The sequence below is a fragment of the Pseudomonas putida genome (assembly GCF_022627325.1).
Taxonomy (GTDB): Bacteria; Pseudomonadota; Gammaproteobacteria; order Pseudomonadales; family Pseudomonadaceae; genus Aquipseudomonas; species Aquipseudomonas putida_X.
This window is the reverse complement of the sequence record NZ_JAETZZ010000008.1, coordinates 223,570-250,081: the sequence shown is the minus strand read 5'-3', so window position 1 is coordinate 250,081 and position 26,512 is coordinate 223,570. Positions and strand designations below refer to the sequence as shown.

Below are 26,512 nucleotides of genomic sequence, written 5' to 3'. Positions count from 1 at the left end.
CTCCTTAAGCTGGTCGAATTGGCGCGCAGCACCTTCTACTACCAGCTCAAAGCTCTGCAGAAGCCAGAACGGCATGCTGAGCCTTCACGAAAGACAGAGTCCGGCCCGAGGCTGGCGGACACGAGGTCGCCCCCCCCTATGCCAGGGGGGAGCTGTCACATCTCGGCTACAGCCCAGTGCATTACGCCTTTTTCAAACCCAGTAAGCCGGAGATGCTCCAAGCGTGGGGCTAGCGCGCGGAGTTTGGCCAAAAGGTCGTTCAGATTATCTGACGGCAGAATGAGGTGTTTGATCTGGGTGGAAATCTGCGTGGGGATTCCATACTCGTCCAAAGCCGTCAGCAGTGGGTCGAGGAATAGGTTTTCGAGCTGCTCCGCAAAGAAGCTGAAATCACCAGGTTCGTAGCCCCTCTTCGCCAGGACATCAGCCTGGATCTTGTTGATCGCCATGATGTCCCGTGGCAGTCGGAAGCACACCATGTTCCTAATGAATTTCAGGCGCAGGTTGATAGCCTCGCTTGCGGTTTCTTCCCCTTGCCGTTTATCTACGGCCTGCTTGAGGTAAGCATGTAGTGGTCAACTAACCTCGGACACCGCGTTAAGTTTTTCTTAAGCAACGGCGGGCGCGAGCTCGCCGCTGGGACGCGGATGGCAGAGTGCATGTCGGGCAGTTGAAGCCATTTCAAAAGGGGGGCAGAGTACTCACTTCAAGGTCACATCGTTGAACTTGAGGGCCTGGGTGCCGTTGTCCCGCGTCGAGACAATCAGCTTGATCGACGGACTGTGCTCGACCTTTCGGTCGGTTTCCTGGAACACCAAGATCACGGTGGTCGGCACATTCCGAAGGATTTGGAAGCTGTTCCAGTAGCTCACTGGTTGTTGGCCCACCCGCAGCTCCTTGATCGACACCGGTGCACCGGACTCATCGAAGAACCGGCTGGCGCTCTCGAACCGGAAGTCGCGGTCCATTTCCAGGTTGGTGAGAGTGAAGGTGCAGTTGGGATAGCGGCCGATGTTCTCGCAACCCACCAACTCAACACGCACGCTGTCCACTACTTCCATGCGCTTGCCCAAAAGGTTGTTGCCGTCATTCTCGACGACCATGGATTGAACCTTGGCGAACTCGAACGTCGGCTTGGCGTATTCGGTGCCAAGAATGAAAAAGATGAACGACAGACCGGCGATCAGCAGGGTGAGGGTCGCCCCGTGGAGCATCTTCGGTAAATTGCGGATTTGCCAGCATAGCGAAAGCGCGCCGAGAACAGTGAATACGCTGACCAGCAGCACGATGTTGCGCCAATTAATGAAGCCGAAACCGAATACGCTTGGGTCGGGTACCAGGTAGGTGATGATTGCCCACATGCCGCCCAGGACAACGCCCAGCCCGGTCATGATCCTAGCTGCCAGCGAGGTGATCTGGTTGGTGCGGGGAGAAAACACGGGGGGTTGTGCTTGGTTCATTCGAGCTCCATGTGATGCCTACTGTTGGCAGGTATTTTGATTTTAAAATGCCATTATCTCGACGATCACAGTGCGGGTAAAGCTATCGGAGCAGGGGAGGTGGAAGCGGATGAGAAAAAGCGCTTGTGGTGGGTGCCCACTCAAGCCTGACGATTCCTCCCCAGCCCCCACTTTTTGAAATGCATGGCATGCCATTTGGGGCAGAAAAACTCCGCCATGTTAATGGACTACTTAGCTGTTCGGTGTAAGGAAAAAATAGATCAGATGCATTAGGCCCATATTTCAGTCCATATTTCCGCGCTAGATAATTCATTCAATATTTCTTGATATGCCTGTTTTTGATTTATTGAAATGGCATTTGCAGACTTCAGGCTGCTGACTTTTGTTGGATTGCCTTTTACTTGTTTTTATCAGTTAAGTCAGTTGGCTAAGTGCGAAAGTGGGCCTGCCTTTTGCGTTTCTGGGGGATAGAAAGCTAGCTCTGGAAACACCCTAGGGTATGGTTTATGTCGGAAGCGCTTCCAATATCTTTCAGCTTGAGGGATGAGCGGAACATCGCATTGAGCTGTCTGAAGTTTTTCCAACTAAGAGAATAGCTTGAACGGTCGAGATCACTGGCGGTCATTTAACGGACACAAAGCAGGCATAGGCTTGGCATAAAGGGGCCGCAGAGCCCAAGTCCGGCCCCAACCCATCAGAACTCTCCATGAAGGCAACGGGCATTGCTACAGCCGAACGCAAGGTCATCAAAGTTCGCGCTACCGTGATCTAGCAAAAAGATGGCGAAGTGCTGTTTGTGCGCAATCGCAACGCGAAGTGGAACCTGCCGGGCGGCAGCGTAGAACGCGAGGAGACCCCTCGGCAGGCGGCTATGCGGAAATGGCGGAAGAAACAGGTTTAGTCTTTGATGAGCTTCGCTATGTCTCGGTGTACCGCGAAGAGAAGGTGATTTATTACCTGTTCGAAGCACGCAGGGCTAGTGGCTAGTGACAAACCTCGACTTCGCAACGAGATCGAGGCTTGCCGGTGGATCAAAGCGAGGGATGTTGCCAGGCGTCAAGTCCGACGACCGATCCAAAACCGTGCTCAAGCGTTGTGTCTGATTAAAGGATGCGAGAGATTTGCTGGCTATCCGCGTCATTTGCGGGAGCGCTGGGTAACGGTTTCGGCGACGTTGAGCGAGCCTTCTTAGAAATCGGTGGCAGCAGCTTTTGCAGTGCTTTCAACTTCACCTCAGTGATGCCGGGCCTCTTTCTCGGCGCATCATGCCCAACTCGGCATCATCCATCAGCGCCTTGGCCAAGGCACTCAGGTAATGCGCTGCCCAGACCATCATCGGGTTCTCATCCAGCACGCCGATGATCGTCAATTCCCGCACATAACCCATCAGTTCCGAAGCCTGCTCCCGGGCAGACTGGCAAGGGATGCCGGCCTCGACGCGAAACAGGGGGTGGGTCTGGTGTTCACCTTGAAAGAACGTGGTCTTGCCCACGGTGGTTTTTACGTCCGGCTCGTCGCTAGGCATTGATCTCTCCGAAGCATCCAGGGTCTGAGCGGGCCCTTTCGCGGGTAAGCTGCGCCCGTTGTCGCGACACCAGCCTCAAGCAGTGCCGCGCATGCCTCGGTAGCCGGCTTGCCGGCGTCAGTGCCCGCCCAGACAACACAGTGTTGTCGACTCAGTGCAGGGTTCGCGGCTCGGCCGGCATCTGGACCTGAATCAATGCCGCCTCAAGCAGCACACGCAGCGACTCGAGTTCATGTGTCGACGCCCTCATCAGAGCCGACGCAGGCGACCGCGGCTGAACAAGCATCGCCTGATGCGCAACGGCTAGCGCGCAGTTAGCGAAGTCTGCGGCCTGGATGAGAGTGTCTTCGAGATTGTGGAGGGCGTGGGGTGGATCGGGAACCATCTTCAACATCGCTTATTACCTCTATGGATGCCGTCACCTCGCCGCTGTCAAACAGAAGGGTGGCAGCTGTACGTGGGTTGACAGACCGGCGGAATAAGCAAAGTTCCGGCGCACGCAAGCGTGCCCCACGCACAGCCACCATAGAAGGAAAGCCATGTGCTTAAACCGTTACGACCTGTCAAAGCCGTGTCGCTGTTGTGCAGCAACAGGCCGAGACTAGAGCGCGAGCAGGGCGACCGCAACGGAAATCAGGCGGCTGCAGTATGTTTGGGAAATGGACTACATGAAAGGGAAAAAGTCTGATTTTCCGAACACAACCGGAAAACACCTAGACCCAGAGCTGACATTCACTCACGGCAGGCAAAAACACTGGCGCTGCCGTGTGTGCAATGCTGTTTCCTGCAGCTACAACGCCCTAAGCATCTCCCAGAACGATGCCCCAACGCCCGTGATGCTTTCACCGGCAATCAACCCTGCGGCCGCTGTGATCGCGAAGCGCTCTGTGACTCTCGGCCATCGGCAGTTGATCAGCCAGGTAAGCACTGCGCCAAAGCCCATCATCATTGCGATCGACGCTGGCAGTATGAATGCCAACCCCAGCGCGGCGGTGCTCGGCAACCAGCGTGCCGCCCGTTGCGGTAGCAGGCTGTCCAGCATGCCCAGCAGTACGCCAACGGCGCTGCCGACCAAGATCGCCCAGCGGATTTCCGGCGACAGCGCGCCCAAGCCATGTGTCAGCGTCTGGGCCACCGCTTTCCAGGTCGCGACAGCCGGCGCAGGCCACTGCTCGGTAAGCAACATGGTTTGCGGATCCGGGATCAGCATCAGGTAAACCAGTACGCCGACCACACTGCCTATGAAAATACCGATGCATTGAGCAACCAGCTGCTTGTGCGGGGTGGCGCCGATCGCCAGGCCAACCTTGAAATCGTTCATCAGGTCAGTGGCCTGCCCGGCCGCGCCACCTGCCGTGTTGGCGCTCATCAGGTTGATGGCCACCTGGCCCGGGGCGATCAGGCCGAAGCTGAGTTGCGACAGCTTGCCAATCGCGCCAATCGGCGCAATGCCGGTGGCACCGACGACGCGTGCGGCGACGACAGCAAGGCAAATCGCCAAAGGAATGCTCAACAACGCCATCCACCAATCGATCCCGAACAGCAGCGCCTGGAGGGCGACGACCAGAGCGATGGACAGCAGCAGACCCGATGCAGGCCCTGGCGAAAACCGTGCCCTGACACGCGGCGCCCGACGTTCTGGCTCATTCGCAGGCAACCGCCGTGGCACTTGCAACAGACGAATTGCCAATGACGTCAGGGTCGCACAGACCATCAGGCTTACGCCCGGCCACAACAGCCACTCCACCAACGCGGCGAACTGGGGGCCGCTGGCGTTAGGGGCGATCACTACCAATGCGTGGTCGATCAGCCACGGCGCTAGCCCACCCCAGGCCAGCGCAGCGCCGAACAGCAACGTCAGGCCCACGCGAATGCCGATGATGCCGCCAAAGCCGATAAGCAACAGTGAAGGGTCGACAGTGAAGGTCAGGCGTTCGAGCGCAGGTGTGGGGGCCCAGCGCGGTATGGCCCAGACGAAGCCATCAATCCACTTCACCAGCCCTGACAGCAGCGCTGCACTGCATAGCACTTTGATGCGAGCCATGGCCTCGCGCCCATGATTGTAGATCTGCTGCAGCGTTTCCAGGGTCGCCATGCCTTCGGGGAACTTCAGGTCACGGTCGTTGAGCAAGGCGAGGCGTAGATACCAGGCGATCCAGATGCCCAAAAAGCTTACGGAAAACACCCAGGCGATCATCGGCACTGGGTCCAGTTGGTTGCCGGTGAGCAGCGTATAGGCAGGGATCGGTGCCACCAGCCCGCCGGAAATGATGGAAGCAGCCGCCGACGCCATGGTCTGGTTGATATTGCTTTCGTGCAGTGTCCACGCGGGCCGGCCCTTCGCGCGGCCCGCCATGCCCTGCCACAGGGCGAAGCCGACCAGCAACGCGATGATCGACATGTTGAATGACCAGCCGATCTTGAGGCCCGCATACACATTCGATGGCGTGAGCAAGATGCCCAGCAGCGCGCCGGTGAGCACGGCCCGCGGGCTCAGTTCACGTTCGATGCGAACCTTTGGCAGAGCGGCGGGTGGAGCATGTCCCATTACAAATCCCTTTCTCGATGGTGCAAGCGCTGTCTGCACAACTGAGCCCGCAAAGCCCTGAAGGTTCACGCCGATGGGCAGCGTTCTGAAATGAATGGTGCCATGGACGAGGCAGGCCATGGCAAATCGCGAGCAAAAGAAAGCCCGCCGGGAGGGGCGGGCAAAGGAGCGTCTATCACGTAGGGATGGCTGCAGTATCCGCTCGTTGCCGTGAAAATTGAGTGAAAGAAAAGTCAGTGCGACGTGACGAGGCTAGCATGGCAGCCAAATTTTCTCCGGCATGAACAACTCAGGCCTGCGTGCGCTCTTTCTCTGAAAACAACCAGAAGCTTGTATGAAAAAAAGCCCGGAGCTTTCACAAGCCCCGGGCTTTTGTTCAACAGCAAGCCACTATCAGTGGAACTGCTCTTCTTCGGTCGAACCGGTCAGTGCCGTCACCGACGATGCGCCACCCTGAATCACGGTGGTCATGTCGTCGAAGTAGCCGGTGCCCACTTCCTGCTGGTGCGCCACGAAGGTGTAGCCTTTGCTGGCGTCGGCGAACTCCTGCTCCTGCAGCTTCACGTAAGCGGTCATGTCGTTGCGGGCGTAGTCGTGCGCCAGGTTGAACATGCCGTGCCACATGTTGTGGATGCCGGCCAGGGTGATGAACTGGTGCTTGTAGCCCATGGCCGACAGCTCGCGCTGGAATTTGGCGATGGTGGCGTCGTCCAGGTTCTTCTTCCAGTTGAAGGAAGGCGAGCAGTTGTACGACAGCAGCTGGTCCGGGTATTCCTTCTTGATCGCTTCGGCGAAGCGGCGGGCTTCGTCTAGGTCCGGCTTGGCGGTTTCGCACCAGATCAGGTCGGCATACGGCGCGTAGGCAAGGCCGCGGGCGATGGCCTGGTCGAGGCCGGCGCGTACCTTGTAGAAGCCTTCACGGGTACGCTCACCGATCACGAACGGCTGGTCGTAGGGGTCGCAGTCGCTGGTCAGCAGGTCGGCGGCGTTGGCGTCGGTACGGGCCAGGATGATGGTCGGTACGCCCGATACGTCAGCGGCCAGGCGAGCTGCCACCAGCTTTTGCACGGCTTCCTGGGTAGGTACCAGCACCTTGCCGCCCATGTGGCCACACTTTTTCACCGAGGCCAGCTGGTCTTCGAAGTGCACACCGGCAGCGCCCGCTTCGATCATGTTCTTCATCAGCTCGTAGGCGTTCAATACGCCGCCGAAACCGGCCTCAGCGTCTGCCACGATTGGTGCGAAGTAGTCGATGTAACCTTCGTCGCCGGGGTTCTTGCCGGCTTTCCACTGGATCTGGTCGGCGCGGCGGAACGAGTTGTTGATGCGCTTGACCACGGTCGGTACGGAGTCGACCGGGTACAGCGACTGGTCAGGGTACATGGACTCGGCCGAGTTGTTGTCGGCGGCCACCTGCCAGCCAGACAGGTAGATGGCCTGGATGCCGGCCTTGACCTGCTGCACTGCCTGGCCGCCGGTCAGGGCGCCCATGCAGTTGACGAAATCTTTTTCAGGGCGGAAGGACGGGTGGGCACCTTCGGTGACCAGCTTCCACAGTTTTTCTGCACCCAGGCGGGCCAGGGTGTGCTCCGGCTGCAGGGAGCCACGCAGGCGAACGACATCGGCGGCGGTGTAGGTACGGGTCACGCCTTTCCAGCGCGGGTTTTCGGCCCAGTCTTTCTCGAGGGCTGCAATTTGCTGTTCGCGTGTCAGTGCCATGGAAATAAACCTCGTCGCATCGATCTTGGGGTAATTGTGCTGATGCTCACGAAGCGAATCAGGGGCGTGGCGGCTGTCCTGTCCGGGGGAGTGCGGCGGCGAACGGGAAGGTTCGGAGGGGGAAGGGGTTGCAGGCCGGGCGAGGGCATGCGCCGACAGGTCGGCTCGTGGATGCCTTGCTGCGGTGCTACGCGATTGCCAGAACTGCGGTGATGCGCTTCCGTCCCTCGGGACAACTTCTTCGTTGCAGTCGCAATCCCGTCGAACCGCCTTGTGGGCCGTATAGACACGAGTGCCTCCAAGGGTGGGAGGAGGGCGCCTCGAAGGCCCTTGCCAGGGCCCCTGATTAGCGGGAGCGAGGCCATCATGCCCTTGGGAAAAAGAAGCTGTCAAATGTTTTGTAGTGCTTTTTTGTGCTTACTACATCTTTGGTCTAATGCGACTTGTCGGTCAGTTTCAAGGCTTTTGGTCGAGGCCTTGATTCGCCTGGGCTCAGTCGAGAAGGTCGACTTTGACACGTAAAGTCATGTTTTCACCCCGTTGGGTGCTGTATGTGCGGCTTGACGCATTGAGCTCGGCCTGGCTCTGCTGGTTGAATCCTGCCAGGGTAATCCACTCGCCGAGCTTGCCGGTCACCGTCGTGTCGGTACTTTGCACTTTCACTACATCAGCACGTTCATGGCTGATGCGGTCATTATTGGTGCTTATTTGCAGACGAACCGTTTCCCCGGTCAGGCTTGGGGTCACGTAGAAACCCTGGGTGACATTGCGGTATTCGGTAGTGCTCTGGATGCGCCCGTAGCCGTCGGTGCTGGTGCTGGTGACCGGGATGCTCTGGCCGACCTGGATCAGCGCGGGTTGGCCTTCGCTGGCCTGGACCTGCTGCAGGCCACCCTCCCGGTTGCTGGTGCCGTAATGGATGATGCGTGCATTGCCACGGTTGTCCTGGTAGTTGCTGTCGTTGTTGTCGACGCTGATCATCAGGCGCTTGGGCGCGGTGTCCAGCTGTTGCAGCAGGGTGCGCAGGTCGTCGATGCGTTCGGGGCTGGCATTGACGATCAACTTGTTCTCGAAGGCGCTGACGCTACCGTCCTTGCCGATGAACGACTGGGCGGCGGGCAGCAGCTCGGCGCTGCTGCGGTACTGCAGCGGCAGCACTTCGGTGGCGGCGTGGGCGGCCAGGCTGGCGGCCAGCAGCAGGGAAGTTAAAAGGGGGCGTAGCGCCATGTCCATGATCTCCGCAGGTGGAATCAACATGATGGCAAAATTGCGCGACTCGTGCCTGTCGTGCATCACACGCTGTCTTTTATCCTGAATTTATTCTATAAACCATAAATTATAGTCGTCTGGATAATTCAGGATAGTGCCATGAGCCTTGCCCGCCCGATCTTCCGCCGCGAACAGCTGGCTAAAGCCCTGGTAAGGGACCTGGCTGGCGAGTCGTTCGTCGACTACAGCTCGGGGATGTTCCTCGCAGCGCCACGGCGCACGGGCAAGAGTACATTCCTGAACAACGACTTCATTCCAGCCTGCCTGGAACGTGGCTGGCTGCCGGTGTATGTCGACCTGTGGTCTGACCGTGATGCCGACCCTGCCGAGTTGATCAGTGGTGCCATCGGCAGCGCTCTGGCGCGTTTTGAAAGCACCCTGGCTAAAACCGCGAAGAAGGCGGGTATCGACAAGATCAACCTGCTGCGCACGCTCAGCTGGGATTTCACCCGGCCGCAACTGCCCGCCGGTACCACACTGGCCCAGGCGCTTGCGGTCTTGCATCAGGTGTGTGGGCAAATGGTGGTGCTGGTAGTGGACGAGGCGCAGCATGCCCTCAACAGCGAGGGTGGGCTGAACGCCATGTTCGCCCTCAAGGCGGCGCGCGACCACCTCAACCGGGGTGACCGCCCGGATGGGCTGCGCCTGGTGTTTACCGGCTCCAGCCGGGACAAGCTGGCCAATCTGGTGCTCAAGAGCAAGCAGCCATTCTATGGTGCCAGCATCACAGCGTTTCCGCTGTTGGGGCGGGACTTCGTCGACTTCGTGACCGCTGTCTGGAATGGCCGTCTGGCGGCCAGCAACCAGTTCAAGGCCGAGGACCTGGAGTATGCCTTCGAACGTGTGGGCCGGCGCCCGGAGATGCTCGGTAAGTTGCTGACCGAGGTGAGTATCGGGCTGGGCGAAGCAGGTAACCTTGGCGAGCTGCTGCGCACCGGCGCGTTGAACCATCAGGCCGGGGTGTGGAGCGACTACGAAAGTGCCTGGAACGAGCTGTCTGCCTTGCAACAGGCGGTGCTGGCGGTGATGGCCGAGCGCACGCTGGCCCGGCAGCCGTTCTCGCCTTTCACCGAGCAGACCTTCATCGACGTCAATCGAAAGCTGGAACAGGCCGCTGCTCAAGCCAATGCCACCACACCCAATGTGCAGAAAGCCCTGGATGCCTTGCGGGAAAAGGAGCTGGTGTGGAAGGCCAATCGTGGCGAGTACGCGCTGGAAGATGTGGCAATGGCCGAGTGGCTGGCGCGCGGCTAGGGCTGGCCTGCTTGCGGTGGTCTCAGCCAGACAAATTCCGTAACATCCCGCCCTTCGTTTGTTTTTCCAGTATCGGCCGCCTGGCCCAGCATCACAGGATACTCATGAAACCCGCCCGACTTCGCGCCGACCTGCTCGCCGGCCTGACCACTTCATTCGCCCTGGTGCCCGAGTGCATCGCCTTCGCCCTGGTGGCGCACCTCAACCCGCTGATGGGCCTGTACGGCGCCTTCATCATCTGCACCCTGACTGCGCTGTTCGGTGGCCGGCCGGGCATGATCTCCGGTGCTGCCGGCTCGATGGCGGTGGTCATCGTCGCCCTGGTGGTGCAGCACGGTGCGCAGTACCTGCTGGCCACCGTGCTGTTGGGCGGAGTGGTGATGGTCCTGTTCGGCCTGCTGCGCCTGGGTAAGCTGGTGCGCCTGGTGCCGTATCCGGTGATGCTTGGCTTCGTCAACGGCCTGGCGATCGTCATCGCCCTGGCCCAGCTGGAGCACTTCAAGGCGGGTGAGCAGTGGCTCAGCGGCACGCCGCTGTGGCTGATGATCGGCCTGGTGGCGCTGACCATGCTGGTGGTGTACGTGCTGCCCAAGCTGACCCGCGCCGTGCCACCAGCGCTGGTGGCGATCCTCGGCGTTGGCGTGTTGGTGTACCTGCTTGACCTGCCAACCCGCACCCTCGGAGACATGGCGCACATCGCGGGTGGGCTGCCGGCGCTGGCCCTGCCGGACGTGCCCTGGAACCTGGAAACGCTGAAGATCATTGCCCCATACGCGGTGCTGATGGCCATGGTCGGCCTGCTGGAGACCCTGCTGACCCTGAACCTCACCGACGAGATTACCGAGAGCCGCGGCTATCCGGACCGCGAGTGCGTGGCTCTGGGGGCGGCCAACATGGTTTCAGGCTTGTGCGGTGGCATGGGCGGCTGCGCGATGATCGGCCAGACGGTGATCAACCTGAGCTCCAATGGCCGCGGCCGGCTGTCCGGCGTGGTGGCGGGGGTGATGATCTTGTTGTTCGTGCTGTTCCTGTCGCCGCTGATCGAGCGTATTCCGTTGGCGGCGCTGGTCGGGGTGATGTTCGTGGTCGCCCAGCAGACCTTCGCCTGGGCGTCCTTGCGCGTGCTGCACAAAGTGCCGGTCAGTGATGTGCTGGCGATCATCGCTGTGACGGTGGTCACGGTGTTCACCGACCTGGCCACGGCCGTATTGTTCGGTATCGTCATCGCAGCGGTGAATTTTGCCTGGCAGCATGCTCGGGAGCTGTATGCCGACAGCCATGAAGATGCCGAGGGGATCAAGCATTACCAGGTGCATGGCACGCTGTTCTTCGCCTCGGTCACGCCGTTTCTCAACCAGTTCGACCCGGCGGGTGACCCGGCCAAGGTTACCCTGGATTGCCAGCATGTGAGCTTTGTCGATTACTCGGCAATTGCCGCATTGAAGACCTTGCGCGAGCGCTATGCCAAGGCGGGCAAGCAGCTGCGGGTGGTGCATCTGTCCGAGCGTTGCAAGAAGCTGTTGAAGCGGGCTGGCGAACACCACTGAGTTCTTGATGGGGCAGTGCCGGCCCTATCGCCGGCAAGCCGGCTCCCACTTGGATTGCGCCAATTTTTAGAAATCGGGCAAGCCGGTTGCTTCCACAGGTAAAGCGCAGCCCTGAAGCGCTGCGCGGGCGAGGTGGGAGCCGGCTTGCCGGCGATCGAGGGCGCAGCCCTCGCGCGGTTCACTCCCCGCGATTCTTCTTCACAATCCCGTCTGCAATGCTCGCCGGCGCCTCGGCATAACGGGTGAACTCCATCGTGTAGCTGGCGCGCCCCTGAGTCATCGAGCGCATCGAGGTGGCGTAGCCGAACATTTCTCCCAGTGGCACCTCGGCACGGATCACCTTGCCGGCGGGCGTCTCGTCGCCATCCTGGATCATGCCCCGGCGCCGGCTAAGGTCACCCATGATGTCGCCCTGGTATTCTTCGGGCGTGACCACCTCGACCTTCATCACCGGCTCCAGCAACACCGCCCCACCTTTTTGCGACAGTTGCTTGGTGGCCATGGAGGCGGCGATCTTGTAGGCCATCTCGTTGGAATCGACGTCGTGATACGAGCCGTCGTATACCGCAGCCTTGAGGTTGATCAGTGGGTAGCCGGCAAGCACGCCGTTCTTCATCTGCTCCTCGATGCCTTTCTGAATCGCCGGGATGTACTCGCGCGGTATCACACCGCCAACGATTTCGTTGATGAACTCCAGGCCTTCCTTACCTTCATCACCTGGCGCAAAGCGGATCCAGCAGTGCCCATACTGGCCGCGCCCGCCGGACTGGCGAACGAAGCGGCCCTCGATCTCGCAGGTGTTGCGGATCTTCTCGCGGTAGGCCACCTGGGGCTTGCCGATATTGGCCTCGACGTTGAACTCACGCCGCATGCGGTCGACGATGATATCCAGGTGCAGTTCGCCCATGCCGGAGATGATGGTCTGGCCAGTCTCCTCATCGGTGCGCACGCGGAACGAGGGGTCTTCCTGGGCCAGCTTGCCCAGGGCGATGCCCATTTTTTCCTGGTCGGCTTTGGTTTTGGGTTCTACGGCCACGGAGATCACCGGGTCCGGGAAGTCCATGCGCTCGAGGATGATAGGTTTGTCCATGTCGCACAGCGTGTCGCCGGTCGTCACGTCCTTCATGCCGATCAAGGCCGCGATGTCACCGGCGCATACGTCCTTGATTTCAGCACGTTGGTTGGCATGCATCTGCACCATCCGGCCAATCCGTTCTTTCTTGCCTTTGACCGAATTGAGCACTGCATTGCCGGAACTGAGCACGCCGGAGTACACCCGGGCGAACGTGAGCGTACCGACGAAAGGGTCGGTGGCGATCTTGAACGCCAGGGCCGAGAACGGTTCTTTGTCGTCGGCGTGGCGTTCCAGGTGCTTATCTTCGTCGTCCGGGTCGGTGCCCTTGATTGCCGGGATCTCGGAGGGCGCTGGCAGGTAGTCGATCACCGCATCGAGCATCAGCGGCACGCCTTTGTTCTTGAACGATGAGCCAAGGATGGTCGGCACGATTTCGTTGGCAATGGTGCGCTGGCGCAGGGCGGCCTTGATCTCCTCGATGCTCAGTTCCTCGCCATCGAGAAACTTCGTGGTCAACTCGTCATTGGCCTCGGCCGCCGCCTCGACCATGTGCGCGCGCCATTCGTCAGCCAATGCTTTGAGTTCGTCCGGGATTTCTTCTTCGCGGTAGGTGGTGCCATGGTCGGCGTCGTTCCAGTAGATCGCCTTCATCTTCACCAGGTCGATCTGACCGATGAAGTTTTCTTCGCTGCCGATGGCCAGCTGGATCGGTACCGGGTGGTGCCCCAGGCGCTTGTCGATCTGTTTGACCACGCGCAGGAAGTCCGCGCCCTGGCGGTCCATCTTGTTGATATAGGCCAGGCGCGGGACGTGATACTTGTTGGCCTGCCGCCACACGGTCTCGGACTGTGGCTCCACCCCGTCGGCACCGCTGAACACCACCACGGCGCCATCGAGCACGCGCAGCGAACGTTCCACCTCGATGGTGAAGTCGACGTGGCCGGGGGTGTCGATGATGTTGAAACGGTACTTGTCGGCGAACTGCTTGGTCGAGCCCTGCCAGAAGGCCGTGGTCGCCGCCGAAGTGATGGTGATGCCGCGCTCCTGCTCCTGGGCCATCCAGTCCATGGTCGCGGCACCATCATGCACCTCGCCCATCTTGTGGTTGACCCCGGTGTAGAACAGGATGCGCTCGGTGGTCGTGGTCTTGCCGGCATCCACGTGGGCGACGATACCAATGTTGCGGTACAGCTCGATGGGCGTTGTACGGGCCATGACGGACTACCTGCGGATGAGCGGATTCTCCCAAGGTAGCAGAGCGGGAGAATCCTGCTTTACCGCCGGGCCGTCAGTCGGCCTGGGCTTGCAGCAGCCACTGGCCGTCCACTTCGCGGGCAAGGCCGCTGGCGGGCAGCAGGGCCAGCAGGCGCTCATGCAACGCCGCTTCGGTAAAGGTCTTGAGAGTGGCAAGGTCTAGGGCCCCGACCAAGGGCAGGTCAGCCTTGGTGTACGACAGCCAGGCTTTTTTCAGTACCTGCGCGACGTCGCTGCCGGCGGTGCTGGCGAAACGTCGGTGCCACTGGCCGCCCTCGAACAGGAAACTGTGGGCGTGGGTATAGGTGCTTTCGTCGCCACCTTCGCTGCAGCGGTGGCAGCGGCACGGGCCTTCGCCAAACGCGTTGCGCAGGTAGCTGTTGAAGTCCACGACGGGCTTGAGGGTCAGGCGTTTGTCGACCTCGAACAGGTCGGCGATCAGGGGTTCTTCGGCGCTCACTCGGTGTCCTCGTGTGGTGTGGCGTGCATCGGCGCGCACCCTAACAGATCAAGCCGGGGGAGGCCATTAGAGACAACAGCGTACAGCTGCCGTAATCTACGCGCCCGCAAGCCTGCATCCAATACCGAGGTAACCCCGCTTGAGCACCCAGTTCCCGTACACCGCCACCGTCACCATCAGCGCCGAAGACCGTGGGGGCGATGTCGAGGCCTCGGAAAACCCCAGCATGCGTGTTGGCCTGGAAGCCGTGACCGAAACCCTGAAGAAGGTGCATTTCGTCGGCACGCTCGCGGCCCCGGAAAAACCGGCCACGCATATCTGCGTGACGCTTGAGAACGGCCTCACCTACTACGGTCCGATCGTCAACGGCCACGCCGAACTCGAAGGCGGCTGGATCGCTTTCGAGTCCGACATGCTGACCCCGCAGGAGCTGGGCCTGTAAGCCTCAGTTCAACTCCGCCAGGCACTGCTCGAAGATGTTCAACCCTTCTTCGAGCACCTCGGCTTCGATGGTCAGGGGGGCCAGCAGGCGAATGATGTGGCGCGCCTTGCCGCTGGGCATCAGCAACAGGCCTTTGGCCCTCGCCGCGTCCATGACCTTGGCCAGCTGAGCGGGGGCAGGGCTGCCGTCGGCATTGACGAACTCGATCCCGCGCATCGCACCGACGCCTGTCAGGCGCCCGATGAACGGGAAGCGTTGCTGCCAGCGTTCTACGTGGCTGACGATGGCCTGCTCCTGGCGCTCGCCCCATGTGGCAATGTTCTCATCCGTCATCTGCGCCAGGCTTGCCAGCGCCGCCGCACAGGCAATCGGATTGCCCGAATAGGTCCCGCCGAGGCCGCCCTTGGGCAGCGCAGCCATCAACGCCTGGCGCCCGACCACCGCCCCCAGCGGCAGGCCACCGGCAATACTCTTGGCCAACAGCAGCAAATCCGGCTCGATGCCCAGCCGCGGGAAGGCGAAGCGCTGCCCGGTGCGGCCGAAACCCGACTGGATCTCGTCGATGATGATCAGGATCCCGCGCTCGTCGCAGAACCGGCGCAGCGCCTGGGCAAAGGCCGGGTCCAGGGCGAGGAAGCCGCCTTCGCCTTGCACCGGCTCCAGGATGAACGCCGCCACGTCCTCGACCGCAAGCTCGACGCTGAACAGGCGGTCCATGGCCTGGAGCGCCTGCTCGCAGGTGACTCCGGTGTCGGCGCTGGGGTAGGGCAGGTGGTAGACCGGCCCCGGCAGTTCACCGACCCTTTGTTTGTAGGGCGCGACCTTGCCGTTGAGGTTCAGGGTGGCCAGTGTGCGGCCATGAAAGCCGCCATCGAAGGCGATGATGGCGCGCTTGCCGGTGGCACCGCGGGCGACCTTGAGGGCGTTTTCTGCTGCTTCTGCGCCGCTGTTGGTCAACATGCCGGCCAGCGGGTAGCTGACCGGCACGAACGCGCGCAGGCGCTCCATGAGCTCCAGGTAAGGGCCGTGAGGGGCCGCGTTGAAGGCAGAGTGGGTCAGGCGCGTGGCCTGGGCCTGGATGGCCGCGACCACGGCCGGGTTGCAGTGGCCCAGGTTGAGCACGCCAATGCCGCCGACGAAGTCGATGTAACGTTTGCCGTCGGTATCCCAGACTTCGGCATTACGGCCATGGGAAAGTGTAATCGGATGAACGATGGCAATGGATTGGCTGATACTTTCCAGATTCATGGGCACGCAGACCTTGTTCGAGTTTCTTACTATCGAAGCGCGTCGAAGTGCTATTCCACAAACGAATTATTCGATTGCGATCATTCCATGGATTCGCGAACTTGGTCAGTCTCCCTCTGCCACGCGTTCACCAATCCACTGCACGAAGGCCCTGATCTTCGGTACCTCTGCCGCGTGCTCGGCATGGGCGATGAAGTGCCGCCCATTGCTCGCCACCGGGTGGTCCCAGGCCACTACCAGCTTGCCTTCGCTCAACTCCTCGGCCACCAGGTAGCGCGGGATCAGGGCGATGCCGCAACCTGCGATGGCCGCACGGATGCACAGGTAGAACGTGTCGAACCGTGGCCCGTGGTAGCTGTTCTGGCTGTGCAGGCCCAGCCCCAGAAACCATTCGTGCCAGGCTTCCGGGCGAGATGCGCATTGCAGCAAGCGGTGCTCGGTGAGGGCCTGGGCACTGTCGAAGCGGTGCCTGGCCTGTAGCTGCGGTGCGCACACCGGCACCACTTCTTCGCTGAACAGTTCGATGCAGGTCGCCCCCGGCCAGGTGCCCTGGCCGAAAAAGAAGGCGATGTCCGCCTTGGCCTGCGCCAGGTCGAAGGGCTCCAGCTCGTTGCGGATGTCCAGGTGGATGCGCGGGTAGCGGTCACCGAAGCCCCTGAGCCTGGGCACCAGCCAGCGAGCACCGAAGGTGGGCTGGGTGGCGATGCGCAGCACTTCGGTTTCGTCGCCATAGCTGAGGATGTAGCGGCTGGAAATGTCGATCTGGTTGAGGATCTTGTTCACTTCGGTCAGGTACAGGGCGCCGGCCGGGGTCAGGTGCAGGCGCCGACGAACGCGCTGGAACAGCGAGTGTGCAAGCAGTTCTTCAAGCTGCGCGACCTGCTTGCTGACGGCGCTCTGGGTCAGGTGCAGCTCTTGCGCCGCCCGGGTGAAGCTCAGGTGGCGGGCGGCCGCTTCGAAACACTGCAGGGCGGTAGTCGAGGGCATCAGGCGTTTGGACATGGCAGGCGCGTACCGAGCAAAAAAGGAAGGAGTTCATTCCATACTGGAATCATGTGCTTCGAAAAGGTCGTTTGTTGACCTCGCCCTATAGATTAATACTGACCTGGATCAACGATGACAACCGGTACTGCGAAGAGGAGGAAAGTGCACCGCCGGCAACTGCAAAACAAGAAAAACAGCATCACGACTTAGATGAATTCTGCTCCAACTTTTTCAGCCGTCCCTGCGACGGCCGACCCATTCGAGGGTTCTCCATGGCTTCGCTAGAAAACAAGAAACAGCGTTCCCTGCAGCACGGCCTGACCTCCCGTCAGGTGTCGATGATTTCCATCGCCGGCATCATTGGCGCCGGCTTGTTCATCGGTTCCTCAAATGCCATTGCCACCGCTGGCCCGGCCATTCTCATCTCCTACGCCATGACGGGCCTGTTGGTGTTGCTGGTGATGCGCATGCTCGGCGAAATGGCCATTGCCAACCCCAACAGCGGTTCCTTCTCGACTTACGCCTCCGAGGCCATCGGCCCCTGGGCAGGGTTCACCATCGGCTGGCTCTACTGGTGGTTCTGGGTGCTGATCATCCCGGTCGAAGCCATCGCCGGTGCTGACATCCTGCACGCCTACTTCCCAGCGGTACCGTCGTGGTTATTCGCCTTCCTGATCATGTTCGTGCTGTCGGGCACCAACCTGGTCAGCGTGAAGAACTTCGGTGCGTTCGAGTACTGGTTTGCCTTGGTCAAGGTGGTCGCGATCATTGCCTTCATCGTGGTCTGCAGCCTGGCTGTGTTCGGCTTCTGGCCACTGGCCGAGGTCTCAGGGGTGAGCCGGCTCTGGGACAGCGGTGGGTTCATGCCCAATGGCTTCGGTACCGTGCTCGGTGGCGTGTTGATCACCATCTTCTCGTTCTTCGGCGCCGAGATCGTCACCATTGCCGCTGACGAGACCGCCAACCCGAAAGACAAGATCCGCCGCGCCACCAACCTGGTGGTGTACCGCATCGCCATCTTCTACCTGGCCTCGATCTTCCTGGTGGTGTCGCTGGTGGCCTGGAACGATCCGCAACTCAAGGCGGTGGGTTCGTTCCAGCGGGTGCTTGAGGTGCTGAATGTGCCCGGTGCGAAATTGCTGGTCGACCTGGTGGTGCTGGTGGCGGTCACCAGTTGCATGAACTCCGGCCTGTATACCGCTTCGCGCATGCTGTATTCCCTGGGTGCCCGTGGCCAGGCGCTGAGCATGACCAAACGTATTTCCGGTGCCGGCGTGCCGACCGTTGCGGTGGTCTTCTCGACCCTGGCAGGCTTTGCCGGCTGCTTCGTCAACTACGTGTTCCCCGGCAAGGTGTTCGGCTTCCTGCTGTCGACCACCGGTGCGATTGCCTTGCTGGTGTACCTGGTGATTGCCGTATCGCAATTGCGCATGCGGGCCCGTGCCGATCGAGAGGGGCGTGCGCTGGAGCTGAAGATGTGGCTATTCCCCTGGCTGACCTGGCTGGTGATCGGCACGATCGTGATGGTGCTGGGCTATATGCTGTTCAGTGATGCGTACCGTTACGAGACCCTGATGACGGCCGGGGTGACCTTGTTCATCTTGCTGGTTTCGCTGACTCAGCGCGGTGCCAGGGCGGTGGCGCAGCCTGCCTGAACATTGGGGCGCTTTGCGCCCCTTTGCATTGGTGCATGCCAGGCGCGGCGCTACCATGCAGCTTGCATCCCTACCCATTGCCACACGTAAAGGACGCGTATGAACGAACAAGCGCTCTGCCTGCAGGCATTGGCCGCACCCGATGGTATTTGCTACGGCTGCGGCGTTGCCCACCCCAGCGGCCTGCATGTGCAAAGCCATTGGGACGCCGACGGTATCCACCTGGTGTGCCGCCACACGCCCGACGGCACGTTCACCGGCTGGCCGGGGCTGGTCTACGGCGGCCTGCTGGCGATGCTGGTCGATTGCCATTCCAACTGGACTGCCATGGCCTACCACTACCGGGCCGAAGGGCGTACGCCGGGCAGCCTGCCACGTATCGATTGTGTCACCGGCAGCCTGGGCCTGAACTACCTCAAACCCACACCTCTGGGTGTCGAGCTGCTGCTGAAGGCGCGTGTGGAAGGCGAAGTCGGGCGCAAGACGCGGGTCATCTGCGAGGTCTGGGCGGGGGATGTGCTGACAGTCAGCGCCGATTCGGTGTTCGTCCGTGTGGATACCGAAAAGCTCAAGCTCAAGGCCCATGGCCAAGTGAGCTGACAACGGCAGGTGATGGTCAGCCGCCCGGGATGTTACTAAAGTGACAGGTTCATTCCCTTGGCACAGGTTGACCATGACCGATCTCAGCGCATTTCCCGTCACACGCAAATGGCCCGCGCAACACCCCGAGCGCCTGCAGCTGTACTCGCTGCCTACGCCCAACGGCGTCAAGGTGTCGATCATGCTGGAGGAGATCGGCCTGGCTTACGAGCCGCACAAGGTGAGCTTCGAAACCGACGACCAGCTCAGCCCTGAGTTCATCTCCCTCAGCGCCAACAACAAGATCCCGGCGATCCTCGACCCCGATGGCCCTGGCGGCCAGCCTTTGCCGTTGTTCGAGTCGGGCGCGATCCTGCAGTACCTGGCAGAAAAGAGCGGGCAATTGCTCAGCCATGACCCGGCGACCCGCTACCAGACGCTGCAGTGGCTGATGTTCCAGATGGGCGGCATCGGCCCGATGTTCGGCCAGGTCGGCTTCTTTCACTTCTTCGCTGGCAAGGAGTATGAAGACAAGCGCCCACGGGACCGCTACGTCAACGAATCCAAGCGCCTGCTAGGCGTGCTGGACCGGCACCTGCAAGGGCGGCAGTGGATGGTCGATGAGTACAGCATCGCCGATATCGCCATCTTCCCTTGGGTGCGTAACCTGGTGGAACGCTATAACGCCAGTGAGCTGGTCGGCTTCGATCAGTTCAAGAACGTGCAGCGCGTGCTGAGCGATTTTCTCGAGCGCCCAGCCGTTCAGCGGGGCCTGAAAATCCCAGGTTGATGCGCTGTGACCCGGTCAGTGAATCTCCGAGCCTGTCGAAAGGCTGCAGGCCAATGCAGGAGGCCCCGATGATCCGCTGCAAGCGCGAGGTGCCCGGCCACGGTTGGTTGAGCAAGGCGGTGTGTGATGCCCATTGAGTTGATACCTGCGACCGATGCCCACCGCACCTTCGCCCGTGACCTCACGCGCCGGGCCATGCTGGCCTACTATCGGGAATTCGATCTGTTGTGGATCGAAGAGGCGTTCGATCAGGCCTGGGATTGGCGGGAGCAGTGGCTGATCGTGGAAGGGGGATCCGTGCTGGGCTTCTGCAGCCTTAGCAAGGACCGCCAGGCATTGTTCATTCGCGAACTGCACCTGGTGCCTGAGCATCGCGGGCGAGGGGTTGGCAGTTGGGTACTGCAAGCGCTGGCCGATAAGGCGGCGCAGCAGAGGCTGCCATTGCTGCGCTTGATGGTGTTCAAGAGCAACCCGGCGCGGCGGCTGTACCAGCGCCAAGGGTTTGTCGAAATGGGCGAGGATGAGTGTTTTGTGCGTATGCAGAAGGTGATTGGCTGATCCGCGTCATATGTGTGTTGTAAAAGCCATGCAGATCAAGACTTACGGCGCTTGGTGGAGGCATGATACTGGCTTGCGACTCCGGCGTGCGATGGGCATAGTGACCGAGTAGTCTGCAAAGGCCCACAGGGTTGTGAGCAGTATTTGATGATGGCTAGGGAAGCAGGAGAAACATCAGTATGAATGGGCTCGGTCCGCGTCTTAAGGAAGAGCGTGAACGGCTGGGGATGACCCAGCGGGTGTTTGGTGATATCGGCGGCGTCGAACCCAATGCCCAGGGCAAATATGAAAGTGGCGAGCGCACGCCAAGGCTCGATTACCTAGCGGCGCTGGCGGCCAGAGGTGTGGACGCGCTCTATGTGCTCAGCGGTGTGCGCACCCCCGCGCAACTGGACAGTCTGACGGCGGATGAAACCGGTTTAGTGGCTGCGTTCAGGCGCCTGGCTGCTGACGACAAAGCCGCGTTCGGGCATTTGCTGGAGCGCCTGTTGGGCGATGGAGGGCGCAGTGATGCGATGCGGCCGCAGTGGCGTGAGCGTAGGGCCTTCCCTAAGGAAGTTTTACGCTAGGCCCGTCTTGAAAAATTTTGTTAAGGTGGCGGGATCCAATCGCCCTGTTGACGAGGTGTCTGCTTGATTAGGGTCCTAGTGGTCGACGACCACGATCTGGTGCGAACCGGTATTACACGCATGCTGGCCGACATCGACGGCTTGCAGGTAGTGGGGGAGGCGGATTCGGGCGAGTCGGCGCTCAAGCTGGTCCGGGAGCTCAAGCCGGATGTCGTGCTGATGGACGTCAAGATGCCTGGCATTGGTGGCCTTGAGGCTACCCGTAAACTGTTGCGCAGCCACCCTGATACCAAGGTGGTGGCCGTGACCGTGTGCGAGGAAGACCCGTTCCCCACGCGCCTGATGCAAGCCGGCGCGGCCGGCTACCTGACCAAGGGCGCGGGGCTGGACGAGATGGTCCAGGCCATCCGCCTGGCGTTTGCCGGGCAGCGTTACATCAGCCCGCAGATTGCTCAGCAACTGGCACTCAAGTCGTTCCAGCCGCAAGGTTCGCCGTTCGACGCGCTGTCGGAGCGGGAAATCCAGATTGCCCTGATGATCGTTGGGTGCCAGAAGGTTCAGCTCATCTCCGACAAGTTGTGCCTGTCGCCCAAGACCGTCAATACTTACCGGTATCGGATCTTTGAAAAACTCTCGGTCACCAGCGACGTCGAACTGACGTTGCTGGCCGTTCGCCACGGTATGGTCGACGCAAGCCTCTGAACCTCATGTCCCAAGCTTTTGATGCCAGCGCGTTCCTGGCAACCTGCAGCGCTCGCCCGGGCGTCTACCGGATGTTCGACAGCGAGGCTCGGCTGCTCTATGTGGGCAAGGCCAAGAACCTCAAGAAGCGTTTGGCCAGCTATTTCCGCAAGACTGGCCTGGCGCCTAAAACGGCCGCGCTGGTGGGGCGCATCGCCCAGGTCGAGACCACCATCACCGCCAATGAGACCGAGGCGCTGCTGTTAGAGCAGAACCTGATCAAGCAGTGGCGGCCGCCTTACAACATCCTGCTGCGCGACGATAAATCCTACCCGTACGTGTTTTTATCCGACGGCCAATTCCCACGGCTGGGCATTCACCGCGGCGCGAAAAAAGCCAAGGGGCGCTACTTTGGGCCATACCCCAGCGCCGGGGCCATTCGCGAAAGCCTCGGCCTGCTGCAAAAAGCCTTCTCGGTACGCCAATGCGAGGACAGCTATTACGCCAACCGCACCCGCCCTTGTCTGCAATACCAGATCAAGCGCTGCAAGGGGCCTTGTGTGGGCCTGGTCGATGCAGAGGAATATGCCGAGGACGTGCGCCATTCGGTGATGTTCCTCGAGGGCCGCAGCCAGCAGTTGGGTAATGAGCTCAATGCCGAGATGGAAAAGGCCGCGATGGCCCTGAACTTCGAGAAGGCCGCCGAACTGCGCGACCAGATCGCCTTGCTGCGCCGGGTCCAGGACCAGCAATACATGGAAGGCGGCTCCGGCGATGTCGACGTAGTCGCCGCATTCATCAACCCCGGTGGGGCCTGCGTGCACCTGATCAGCGTGCGCGGTGGCCGGGTGCTGGGCAGCAAGAACTTCTTCCCGCAGGTAGGCATCGAGGAAGAGGTGTCCGAAGTGATGGCCGCCTTCCTGTCCCAGTTCTATGTGGGCAATGCCGAGCGCGAATTGCCGGGCGAACTGATCGTCAACGTGGTGCACGAGGACTTCGCTGCAATCAGCGAGGCATTGCAAACCCTGCGCGGCCGTGAGCTGACCATCAGCCACCGCGTGCGCGGCACCCGCGCGCGTTGGCAGCAACTGGCGGTGACCAACGCCGAACAGGCGCTCAACGCCCGCCTGGCCAACCGCCAACACATGGCAGCACGGTTCGAGGCCCTGGCCGAGGTGCTGGGCCTGGACGAAGTGCCGCAGCGCCTGGAGTGCTACGACATCAGCCACTCCAGCGGCGAGGCAACGGTCGCCAGTTGCGTGGTATTCGGGCCTGAAGGTCCGCTCAAGTCTGATTACCGTCGGTTCAACATCGAAGGTGTGACCGCCGGTGATGACTACGCCGCTATGCACCAGGCCCTGACGCGCCGCTATGGGCGCATCAAGGACGGCGAGGGCAAGTTGCCCGACGTGCTGCTGGTGGATGGCGGCAAGGGCCAGCTGAACATGGCCCGCGAAGTGATGCAGGAGCTGGCCTTCACCGACCTGACCCTGCTCGGTGTGGCAAAGGGCGTGACCCGCAAGGCCGGTTTCGAGACCCTTTACCTCAATGACGTGGCCCACGAGTTCACCCTCAAAGGTGACAACCCGGCACTGCACCTGATCCAGCAGATCCGCGACGAAGCGCACCGTTTTGCCATCACCGGCCACCGCGCTCGCCGTGGCAAGGCCCGCCGGGTGTCCAGCCTGGAAGATGTTGCCGGGGTAGGGCCCAAGCGCCGCCGCGACCTGCTGAAACATTTCGGCGGCCTGCAAGAGCTCAACCGCGCCAGTATCGATGAAATTGCCAAAGCGCCCGGCATCAGTAAAAAGCTTGCCGAGTCGATTTATGCCAGCCTGCATAGCGAGTAGAATGCCGGGCTCAACCCGCAGCCAGTCGTACCGATGAATATTCCAAACCTGCTCACCGTTCTACGCGTCCTGCTCATTCCGATCTTCATCTTGCTGTTCTATATGCCCTATCACTGGAGCTATATGGCCGCCAGCACGGTGTTCGCCATCGCCGCCGCCACCGACTGGCTGGACGGCTACCTGGCGCGTCGCCTGCAGCAGAGCACGCCGTTCGGCGCGTTCCTCGACCCTGTGGCCGACAAGCTGATGGTCGCCGTAGCCTTGGTGCTGCTGGTGCAAGTGCACGCCAACTTCTGGCTGACCCTGCCGGCCGCCGTGATCATCGGCCGCGAGATCGTGGTGTCGGCCCTGCGTGAGTGGATGGCTGAGCTCGGGGCGCGGGCGCATGTGGCGGTGTCAAACCTCGGCAAGTGGAAAACCGCAGCGCAAATGCTGGCGCTGATCATCCTGCTGGGCAATCCGCCGCTGGTGACCTTCTGGGTGATTCTGGGCTACGGGTTGCTGTTGGTTGCTGCGGCGCTGACGCTGTGGTCGATGGCCCACTACCTGCTGGCCGCCTGGCCACACCTGCGTGAAGGTTCGGAACAAAAATAAAACTTTTTTGAATCAAGGGGTTGACGCCGTTTTAGATATCGCTAGAATGGCACCCATCACGACGCGGGAATAGCTCAGTTGGTAGAGCACGACCTTGCCAAGGTCGGGGTCGCGAGTTCGAGTCTCGTTTCCCGCTCCAGTTATAGATCTACAGAGTTCGATCGAAGTCTGTAAGTCATCGAAAAAAGACGCTTAGGCGTCTTTTTTTCGTTTCAGTCAAAGCCACGGTCAAACCAGGGACATCAGCTGCGCCCAGCCTCTGCTGACGTGTGCTCAAACATGTGCGCAAGGTCTACGGCTGTGGATCGTTGTGAACCCGCGCCGGTCACAGCCGACAAGCCTACCCAGTTGATCGAAAAGAGCATGGCCAGCCCCAGCGTGCGGTGTAAGGCGATGCAGTACCTGGCGAGCAACTAGAGTCGGTTGGAACGCTATGTCGTGGTTGTCGTAGCCGTATTGCTGAGTGCGTCCGGTTGTATCGGTGACCCGGACCGCCAAATAGCTGTCGCGCCATTCGCCTCCTAGTGGGTCGATGCTATTCAGCAGTTGGCCGGCGACGGTATCTTCTTGCCAGCAATTGCCGAGTGGATCGATGTGTTTATAGACCTCGTACAATGGCCCCCAATAGTAGTGATCACGACGGCCGAGATTGTCCGTGACGAGGGTTTCACCGGCTTCCAGGTTGTAGTCGAACCGTTACTCTTCTCCATCGCTGCCCCAGTGTCGAATCACCCGCCACTCGTGATCGGGCTGAGGCTCCAGCAGTAGAGGCAAGCGGTAAGGCGTCCCGTTCAGACGCTTGGGAGCAGGGCCTACTTCAGGACTGGCTAAGCGGGCCCATTCATACTCGCGGACAGCACCGCTGGCCCGTTGATGATTGTTGAGGTAGCACTCGGGAGTGTAAGTGAAGCGGCGGATCCGTTGCCCCGTAGCATCCAGTACCTCATGCAGTTGCCCGCTGTCAGTGTAGCGATAGCTAACCAGCAGTTCGCTGTGTTCTACAGTCGGTGTTCCGCCGCCCTTCAGGAAAACCCGCGATATGTCTCTGACCCGCCAGAAATGCCTGGCGTCATAATGAAGCTGCACGACCGTTTGACCGTACTTGTCATAGAGGGCTATCAGGCGCCCTTGTTCGTTGTACAGCAGGTCGAGGCAATAGAGATTGCGGTCGCCGAGCCTGATCAGGCGTGAGCGTTTGGGATTCAGTGGGTCAGTATCGAAAACCTGATAGAGCCCGTCATGGATATCTTCGGCAACGGTCTGACCGTCCTCCAGCTGAAAGAAGGCCAAGCCGTCCACGACATTGACGAAGGCATCACCGGCATTGAGGCGTCCCAGTTCCAGTCGGTTCGTCGTTGTGGATGTTGATCCATAGTTCTCCGCCGTGTGGATGTTAGACGCGACCCAACTCAACCTCTATGGAACACTACAGCCCATGCCGGACAGACCGTTGCTGCGCATATCCCTGCTGTCGTGGAGAAATCCTCAAGATGAGATTCCATGCCTCGGGTGTTTTAATTATTCTTCCATTCCACGATCCATGGATGATTAATTATGTTTGGTGGTAGTTCTGTGAGGATTTTAATAAAGGTTTCTTTGGTAATATATAGCATTTCCAATAGCTCGGAGTTGTGGGTTTCTTCGACTTCAGGGTCGGGTTTCCAACTGGTGTAGCTAGTGCAGGCGATCTGATGCATGCCGTTAATGTCTGGGGCAGAAAATTTCAAATGTCTTTCAATGCCTTGCTCATAAAAGTCTAGAGCTAGATTCTTTTTTTGTTTTACCGCCTTTATTGCGTCCGGAAGTTGCTCAAGGAAGACGGCTAGATCAATTCCGCTGTCCACTGGCCAATTATCCTGTCCGAATCCGGAAATCTTGAAGTCTATCTGGTTTTCAATAAATTGGCATATGTCTATTAATATGGATCGAACATCATCTTCCTCTGGGTTGTAGCTACGGAGAGTAAAGTTTTCAAAATTTGACGATTTGATTGAGATCTTAATTTTCATTTAAACTCACTCCGATATCGGGTAAGCGGTTCTAATCCCGCCATCTTTAGGTACTACAAGCGGCGCTCTTGCTGGAATTATATCTCTCGCTGTCATAGTACAGGTGGTTGAGTTCGCGCTAGTCGGGCGGGACCAGCGTCTGCACCCGTTAGGATCGTAAGTGTATTCAAGCTGCCGCTTCTCACCCTGGTTGTCCGTGAAGGTGATGGACAGCAGGTTGTCGGCGGCGTCGCAGTCGTAGTCGGTGGTGCCATCTTCAGTGCGCTTGCTGATAAGACGGCCGATTGCGTCACGCTCGACGTCATGGCGGTTGGCGATCGTTCGTTTGGGGCATTTTATACATGCCCCGAAATGGGCTGGCGAGTCGTTGTGCTTTACGAATTTGGACGAAATAGGTAAAGAAGTTACTAGTTAGATTTTTATCGTTGTCGCCATTGTGTTT

Annotated in this window: 25 protein-coding genes and 1 tRNA gene; 13 read left to right on the top strand and 13 right to left on the bottom strand. The window is 60.2% G+C overall.

Annotation, left to right across the window (positions count from 1 at the left end; translation table 11 throughout):
• Positions 1 to 155: 155 nt before the first annotated feature.
• On the bottom strand, positions 156 to 449 hold the full coding sequence (locus tag JNA92_RS14940) for a hypothetical protein (RefSeq protein WP_241805408.1): 294 nt from the start codon (positions 447 to 449) through the stop codon (positions 156 to 158).
• Positions 450 to 701: 252 nt separating this feature from the next.
• Positions 702 to 1,460, bottom strand: a complete 759-nt coding sequence (locus JNA92_RS14935) for a hypothetical protein (protein ID WP_241805407.1) — start codon at positions 1,458 to 1,460, stop codon at positions 702 to 704.
• Positions 1,461 to 2,247: 787 nt separating this feature from the next.
• Here JNA92_RS14935 and JNA92_RS14930 point away from each other — a divergent pair.
• Entirely contained in the window at positions 2,248 to 2,361 is a 114-nt protein-coding gene (locus JNA92_RS14930; RefSeq protein ID WP_347269622.1) for an NUDIX domain-containing protein, read from the top strand.
• A gap of 327 nt (positions 2,362 to 2,688) precedes the next feature.
• Here the strand turns inward: JNA92_RS14930 and JNA92_RS14925 are convergent, their stop codons facing one another.
• The 5 genes from JNA92_RS14925 to JNA92_RS14905 form a co-directional block, all read right to left on the bottom strand.
• Positions 2,689 to 2,985 carry a DUF3077 domain-containing protein gene (locus tag JNA92_RS14925; RefSeq protein WP_241805406.1) on the bottom strand — a complete coding sequence of 99 codons (297 nt, stop codon included), beginning with the start codon at positions 2,983 to 2,985 and terminating at the stop codon, positions 2,689 to 2,691.
• A gap of 151 nt (positions 2,986 to 3,136) precedes the next feature.
• Positions 3,137 to 3,379, bottom strand: coding sequence for a hypothetical protein (locus tag JNA92_RS14920; RefSeq protein ID WP_241805405.1), 243 nt, complete (start codon positions 3,377 to 3,379; stop codon positions 3,137 to 3,139).
• Between the two features lie 396 nt (positions 3,380 to 3,775).
• A complete protein-coding gene (locus JNA92_RS14915; RefSeq protein WP_241805404.1) occupies positions 3,776 to 5,533 on the bottom strand; it encodes an OPT family oligopeptide transporter in 1,758 nt (585 codons plus the stop codon).
• A 393-nt stretch (positions 5,534 to 5,926) separates the two neighbouring features.
• Positions 5,927 to 7,252, bottom strand: coding sequence for an isocitrate lyase (gene aceA / locus JNA92_RS14910; RefSeq protein ID WP_012315229.1), 1,326 nt, complete (start codon positions 7,250 to 7,252; stop codon positions 5,927 to 5,929).
• A gap of 492 nt (positions 7,253 to 7,744) precedes the next feature.
• Positions 7,745 to 8,479 (bottom strand): secretin N-terminal domain-containing protein, encoded by a 735-nt coding sequence (locus JNA92_RS14905; RefSeq protein WP_431312464.1) that lies wholly within the window; start codon positions 8,477 to 8,479, stop codon positions 7,745 to 7,747.
• A gap of 141 nt (positions 8,480 to 8,620) precedes the next feature.
• On the opposite strand from JNA92_RS14905, the gene JNA92_RS14900 reads away from it, so the two are divergent.
• Positions 8,621 to 9,775, top strand: a complete 1,155-nt coding sequence (locus JNA92_RS14900; RefSeq protein WP_241805403.1) for a hypothetical protein — start codon at positions 8,621 to 8,623, stop codon at positions 9,773 to 9,775.
• A 104-nt stretch (positions 9,776 to 9,879) separates the two neighbouring features.
• Positions 9,880 to 11,322 (top strand): SulP family inorganic anion transporter, encoded by a 1,443-nt coding sequence (locus JNA92_RS14895; protein ID WP_241805402.1) that lies wholly within the window; start codon positions 9,880 to 9,882, stop codon positions 11,320 to 11,322.
• Positions 11,323 to 11,500: 178 nt separating this feature from the next.
• Here the strand turns inward: JNA92_RS14895 and fusA are convergent, their stop codons facing one another.
• Positions 11,501 to 13,612, bottom strand: a complete 2,112-nt coding sequence (gene fusA, locus JNA92_RS14890; RefSeq protein ID WP_241805401.1) for an elongation factor G — start codon at positions 13,610 to 13,612, stop codon at positions 11,501 to 11,503.
• 73 nt (positions 13,613 to 13,685) lie between these two features.
• Positions 13,686 to 14,111 (bottom strand): hypothetical protein, encoded by a 426-nt coding sequence (locus JNA92_RS14885; RefSeq protein WP_241805400.1) that lies wholly within the window; start codon positions 14,109 to 14,111, stop codon positions 13,686 to 13,688.
• A 139-nt stretch (positions 14,112 to 14,250) separates the two neighbouring features.
• Here JNA92_RS14885 and JNA92_RS14880 point away from each other — a divergent pair, with 139 nt between their 5' ends.
• Positions 14,251 to 14,553 (top strand): hypothetical protein, encoded by a 303-nt coding sequence (locus JNA92_RS14880; protein WP_241805399.1) that lies wholly within the window; start codon positions 14,251 to 14,253, stop codon positions 14,551 to 14,553.
• Positions 14,554 to 14,556: 3 nt separating this feature from the next.
• Here the strand turns inward: JNA92_RS14880 and JNA92_RS14875 are convergent, their stop codons facing one another.
• The gene (locus tag JNA92_RS14875; protein ID WP_241805398.1) at positions 14,557 to 15,801 is read right to left on the bottom strand and encodes a 2-aminoadipate transaminase; all 1,245 of its coding nucleotides are present in this window, start codon (positions 15,799 to 15,801) and stop codon (positions 14,557 to 14,559) included.
• 105 nt (positions 15,802 to 15,906) lie between these two features.
• Positions 15,907 to 16,803 carry a LysR substrate-binding domain-containing protein gene (locus tag JNA92_RS14870; RefSeq protein ID WP_241805397.1) on the bottom strand — a complete coding sequence of 299 codons (897 nt, stop codon included), beginning with the start codon at positions 16,801 to 16,803 and terminating at the stop codon, positions 15,907 to 15,909.
• 254 nt (positions 16,804 to 17,057) lie between these two features.
• On the opposite strand from JNA92_RS14870, the gene JNA92_RS14865 reads away from it, so the two are divergent.
• From JNA92_RS14865 to JNA92_RS14825, 9 genes are all read left to right on the top strand, one after another.
• On the top strand, positions 17,058 to 18,440 hold the full coding sequence (locus JNA92_RS14865; RefSeq protein ID WP_241805396.1) for an amino acid permease: 1,383 nt from the start codon (positions 17,058 to 17,060) through the stop codon (positions 18,438 to 18,440).
• Positions 18,441 to 18,539: 99 nt separating this feature from the next.
• A complete protein-coding gene (locus JNA92_RS14860) occupies positions 18,540 to 19,040 on the top strand; it encodes a PaaI family thioesterase (RefSeq protein WP_241805395.1) in 501 nt (166 codons plus the stop codon).
• Between the two features lie 73 nt (positions 19,041 to 19,113).
• Positions 19,114 to 19,809 (top strand): glutathione S-transferase N-terminal domain-containing protein, encoded by a 696-nt coding sequence (locus JNA92_RS14855; RefSeq protein ID WP_241805394.1) that lies wholly within the window; start codon positions 19,114 to 19,116, stop codon positions 19,807 to 19,809.
• 126 nt (positions 19,810 to 19,935) lie between these two features.
• Entirely contained in the window at positions 19,936 to 20,367 is a 432-nt protein-coding gene (locus tag JNA92_RS14850) for a GNAT family N-acetyltransferase (RefSeq protein ID WP_241805393.1), read from the top strand.
• 179 nt (positions 20,368 to 20,546) lie between these two features.
• Positions 20,547 to 20,936: a helix-turn-helix domain-containing protein gene (locus JNA92_RS14845; protein ID WP_241805392.1), complete on the top strand. Its 390-nt coding sequence runs from the start codon at positions 20,547 to 20,549 to the stop codon at positions 20,934 to 20,936.
• A gap of 63 nt (positions 20,937 to 20,999) precedes the next feature.
• Complete coding sequence (gene gacA, locus JNA92_RS14840; RefSeq protein ID WP_012315215.1) at positions 21,000 to 21,638, top strand: response regulator transcription factor GacA; 639 nt, start codon at positions 21,000 to 21,002, stop codon at positions 21,636 to 21,638.
• Positions 21,639 to 21,643: 5 nt separating this feature from the next.
• Entirely contained in the window at positions 21,644 to 23,467 is a 1,824-nt protein-coding gene (gene uvrC / locus JNA92_RS14835) for an excinuclease ABC subunit UvrC (RefSeq protein WP_241805391.1), read from the top strand.
• Between the two features lie 33 nt (positions 23,468 to 23,500).
• A complete protein-coding gene (gene pgsA, locus JNA92_RS14830; RefSeq protein ID WP_174142233.1) occupies positions 23,501 to 24,061 on the top strand; it encodes a CDP-diacylglycerol--glycerol-3-phosphate 3-phosphatidyltransferase in 561 nt (186 codons plus the stop codon).
• 63 nt (positions 24,062 to 24,124) lie between these two features.
• Positions 24,125 to 24,200 (top strand) — tRNA-Gly (locus JNA92_RS14825).
• Positions 24,201 to 24,757: 557 nt separating this feature from the next.
• On the opposite strand, the gene JNA92_RS14820 is transcribed toward JNA92_RS14825, so the two are convergent.
• Both JNA92_RS14820 and JNA92_RS14815 read right to left on the bottom strand, forming a co-directional pair.
• Positions 24,758 to 25,474: a hypothetical protein gene (locus JNA92_RS14820; RefSeq protein ID WP_241805390.1), complete on the bottom strand. Its 717-nt coding sequence runs from the start codon at positions 25,472 to 25,474 to the stop codon at positions 24,758 to 24,760.
• A 101-nt stretch (positions 25,475 to 25,575) separates the two neighbouring features.
• Positions 25,576 to 26,070 carry a hypothetical protein gene (locus tag JNA92_RS14815; protein ID WP_241805389.1) on the bottom strand — a complete coding sequence of 165 codons (495 nt, stop codon included), beginning with the start codon at positions 26,068 to 26,070 and terminating at the stop codon, positions 25,576 to 25,578.
• Positions 26,071 to 26,512: the final 442 nt, after the last annotated feature.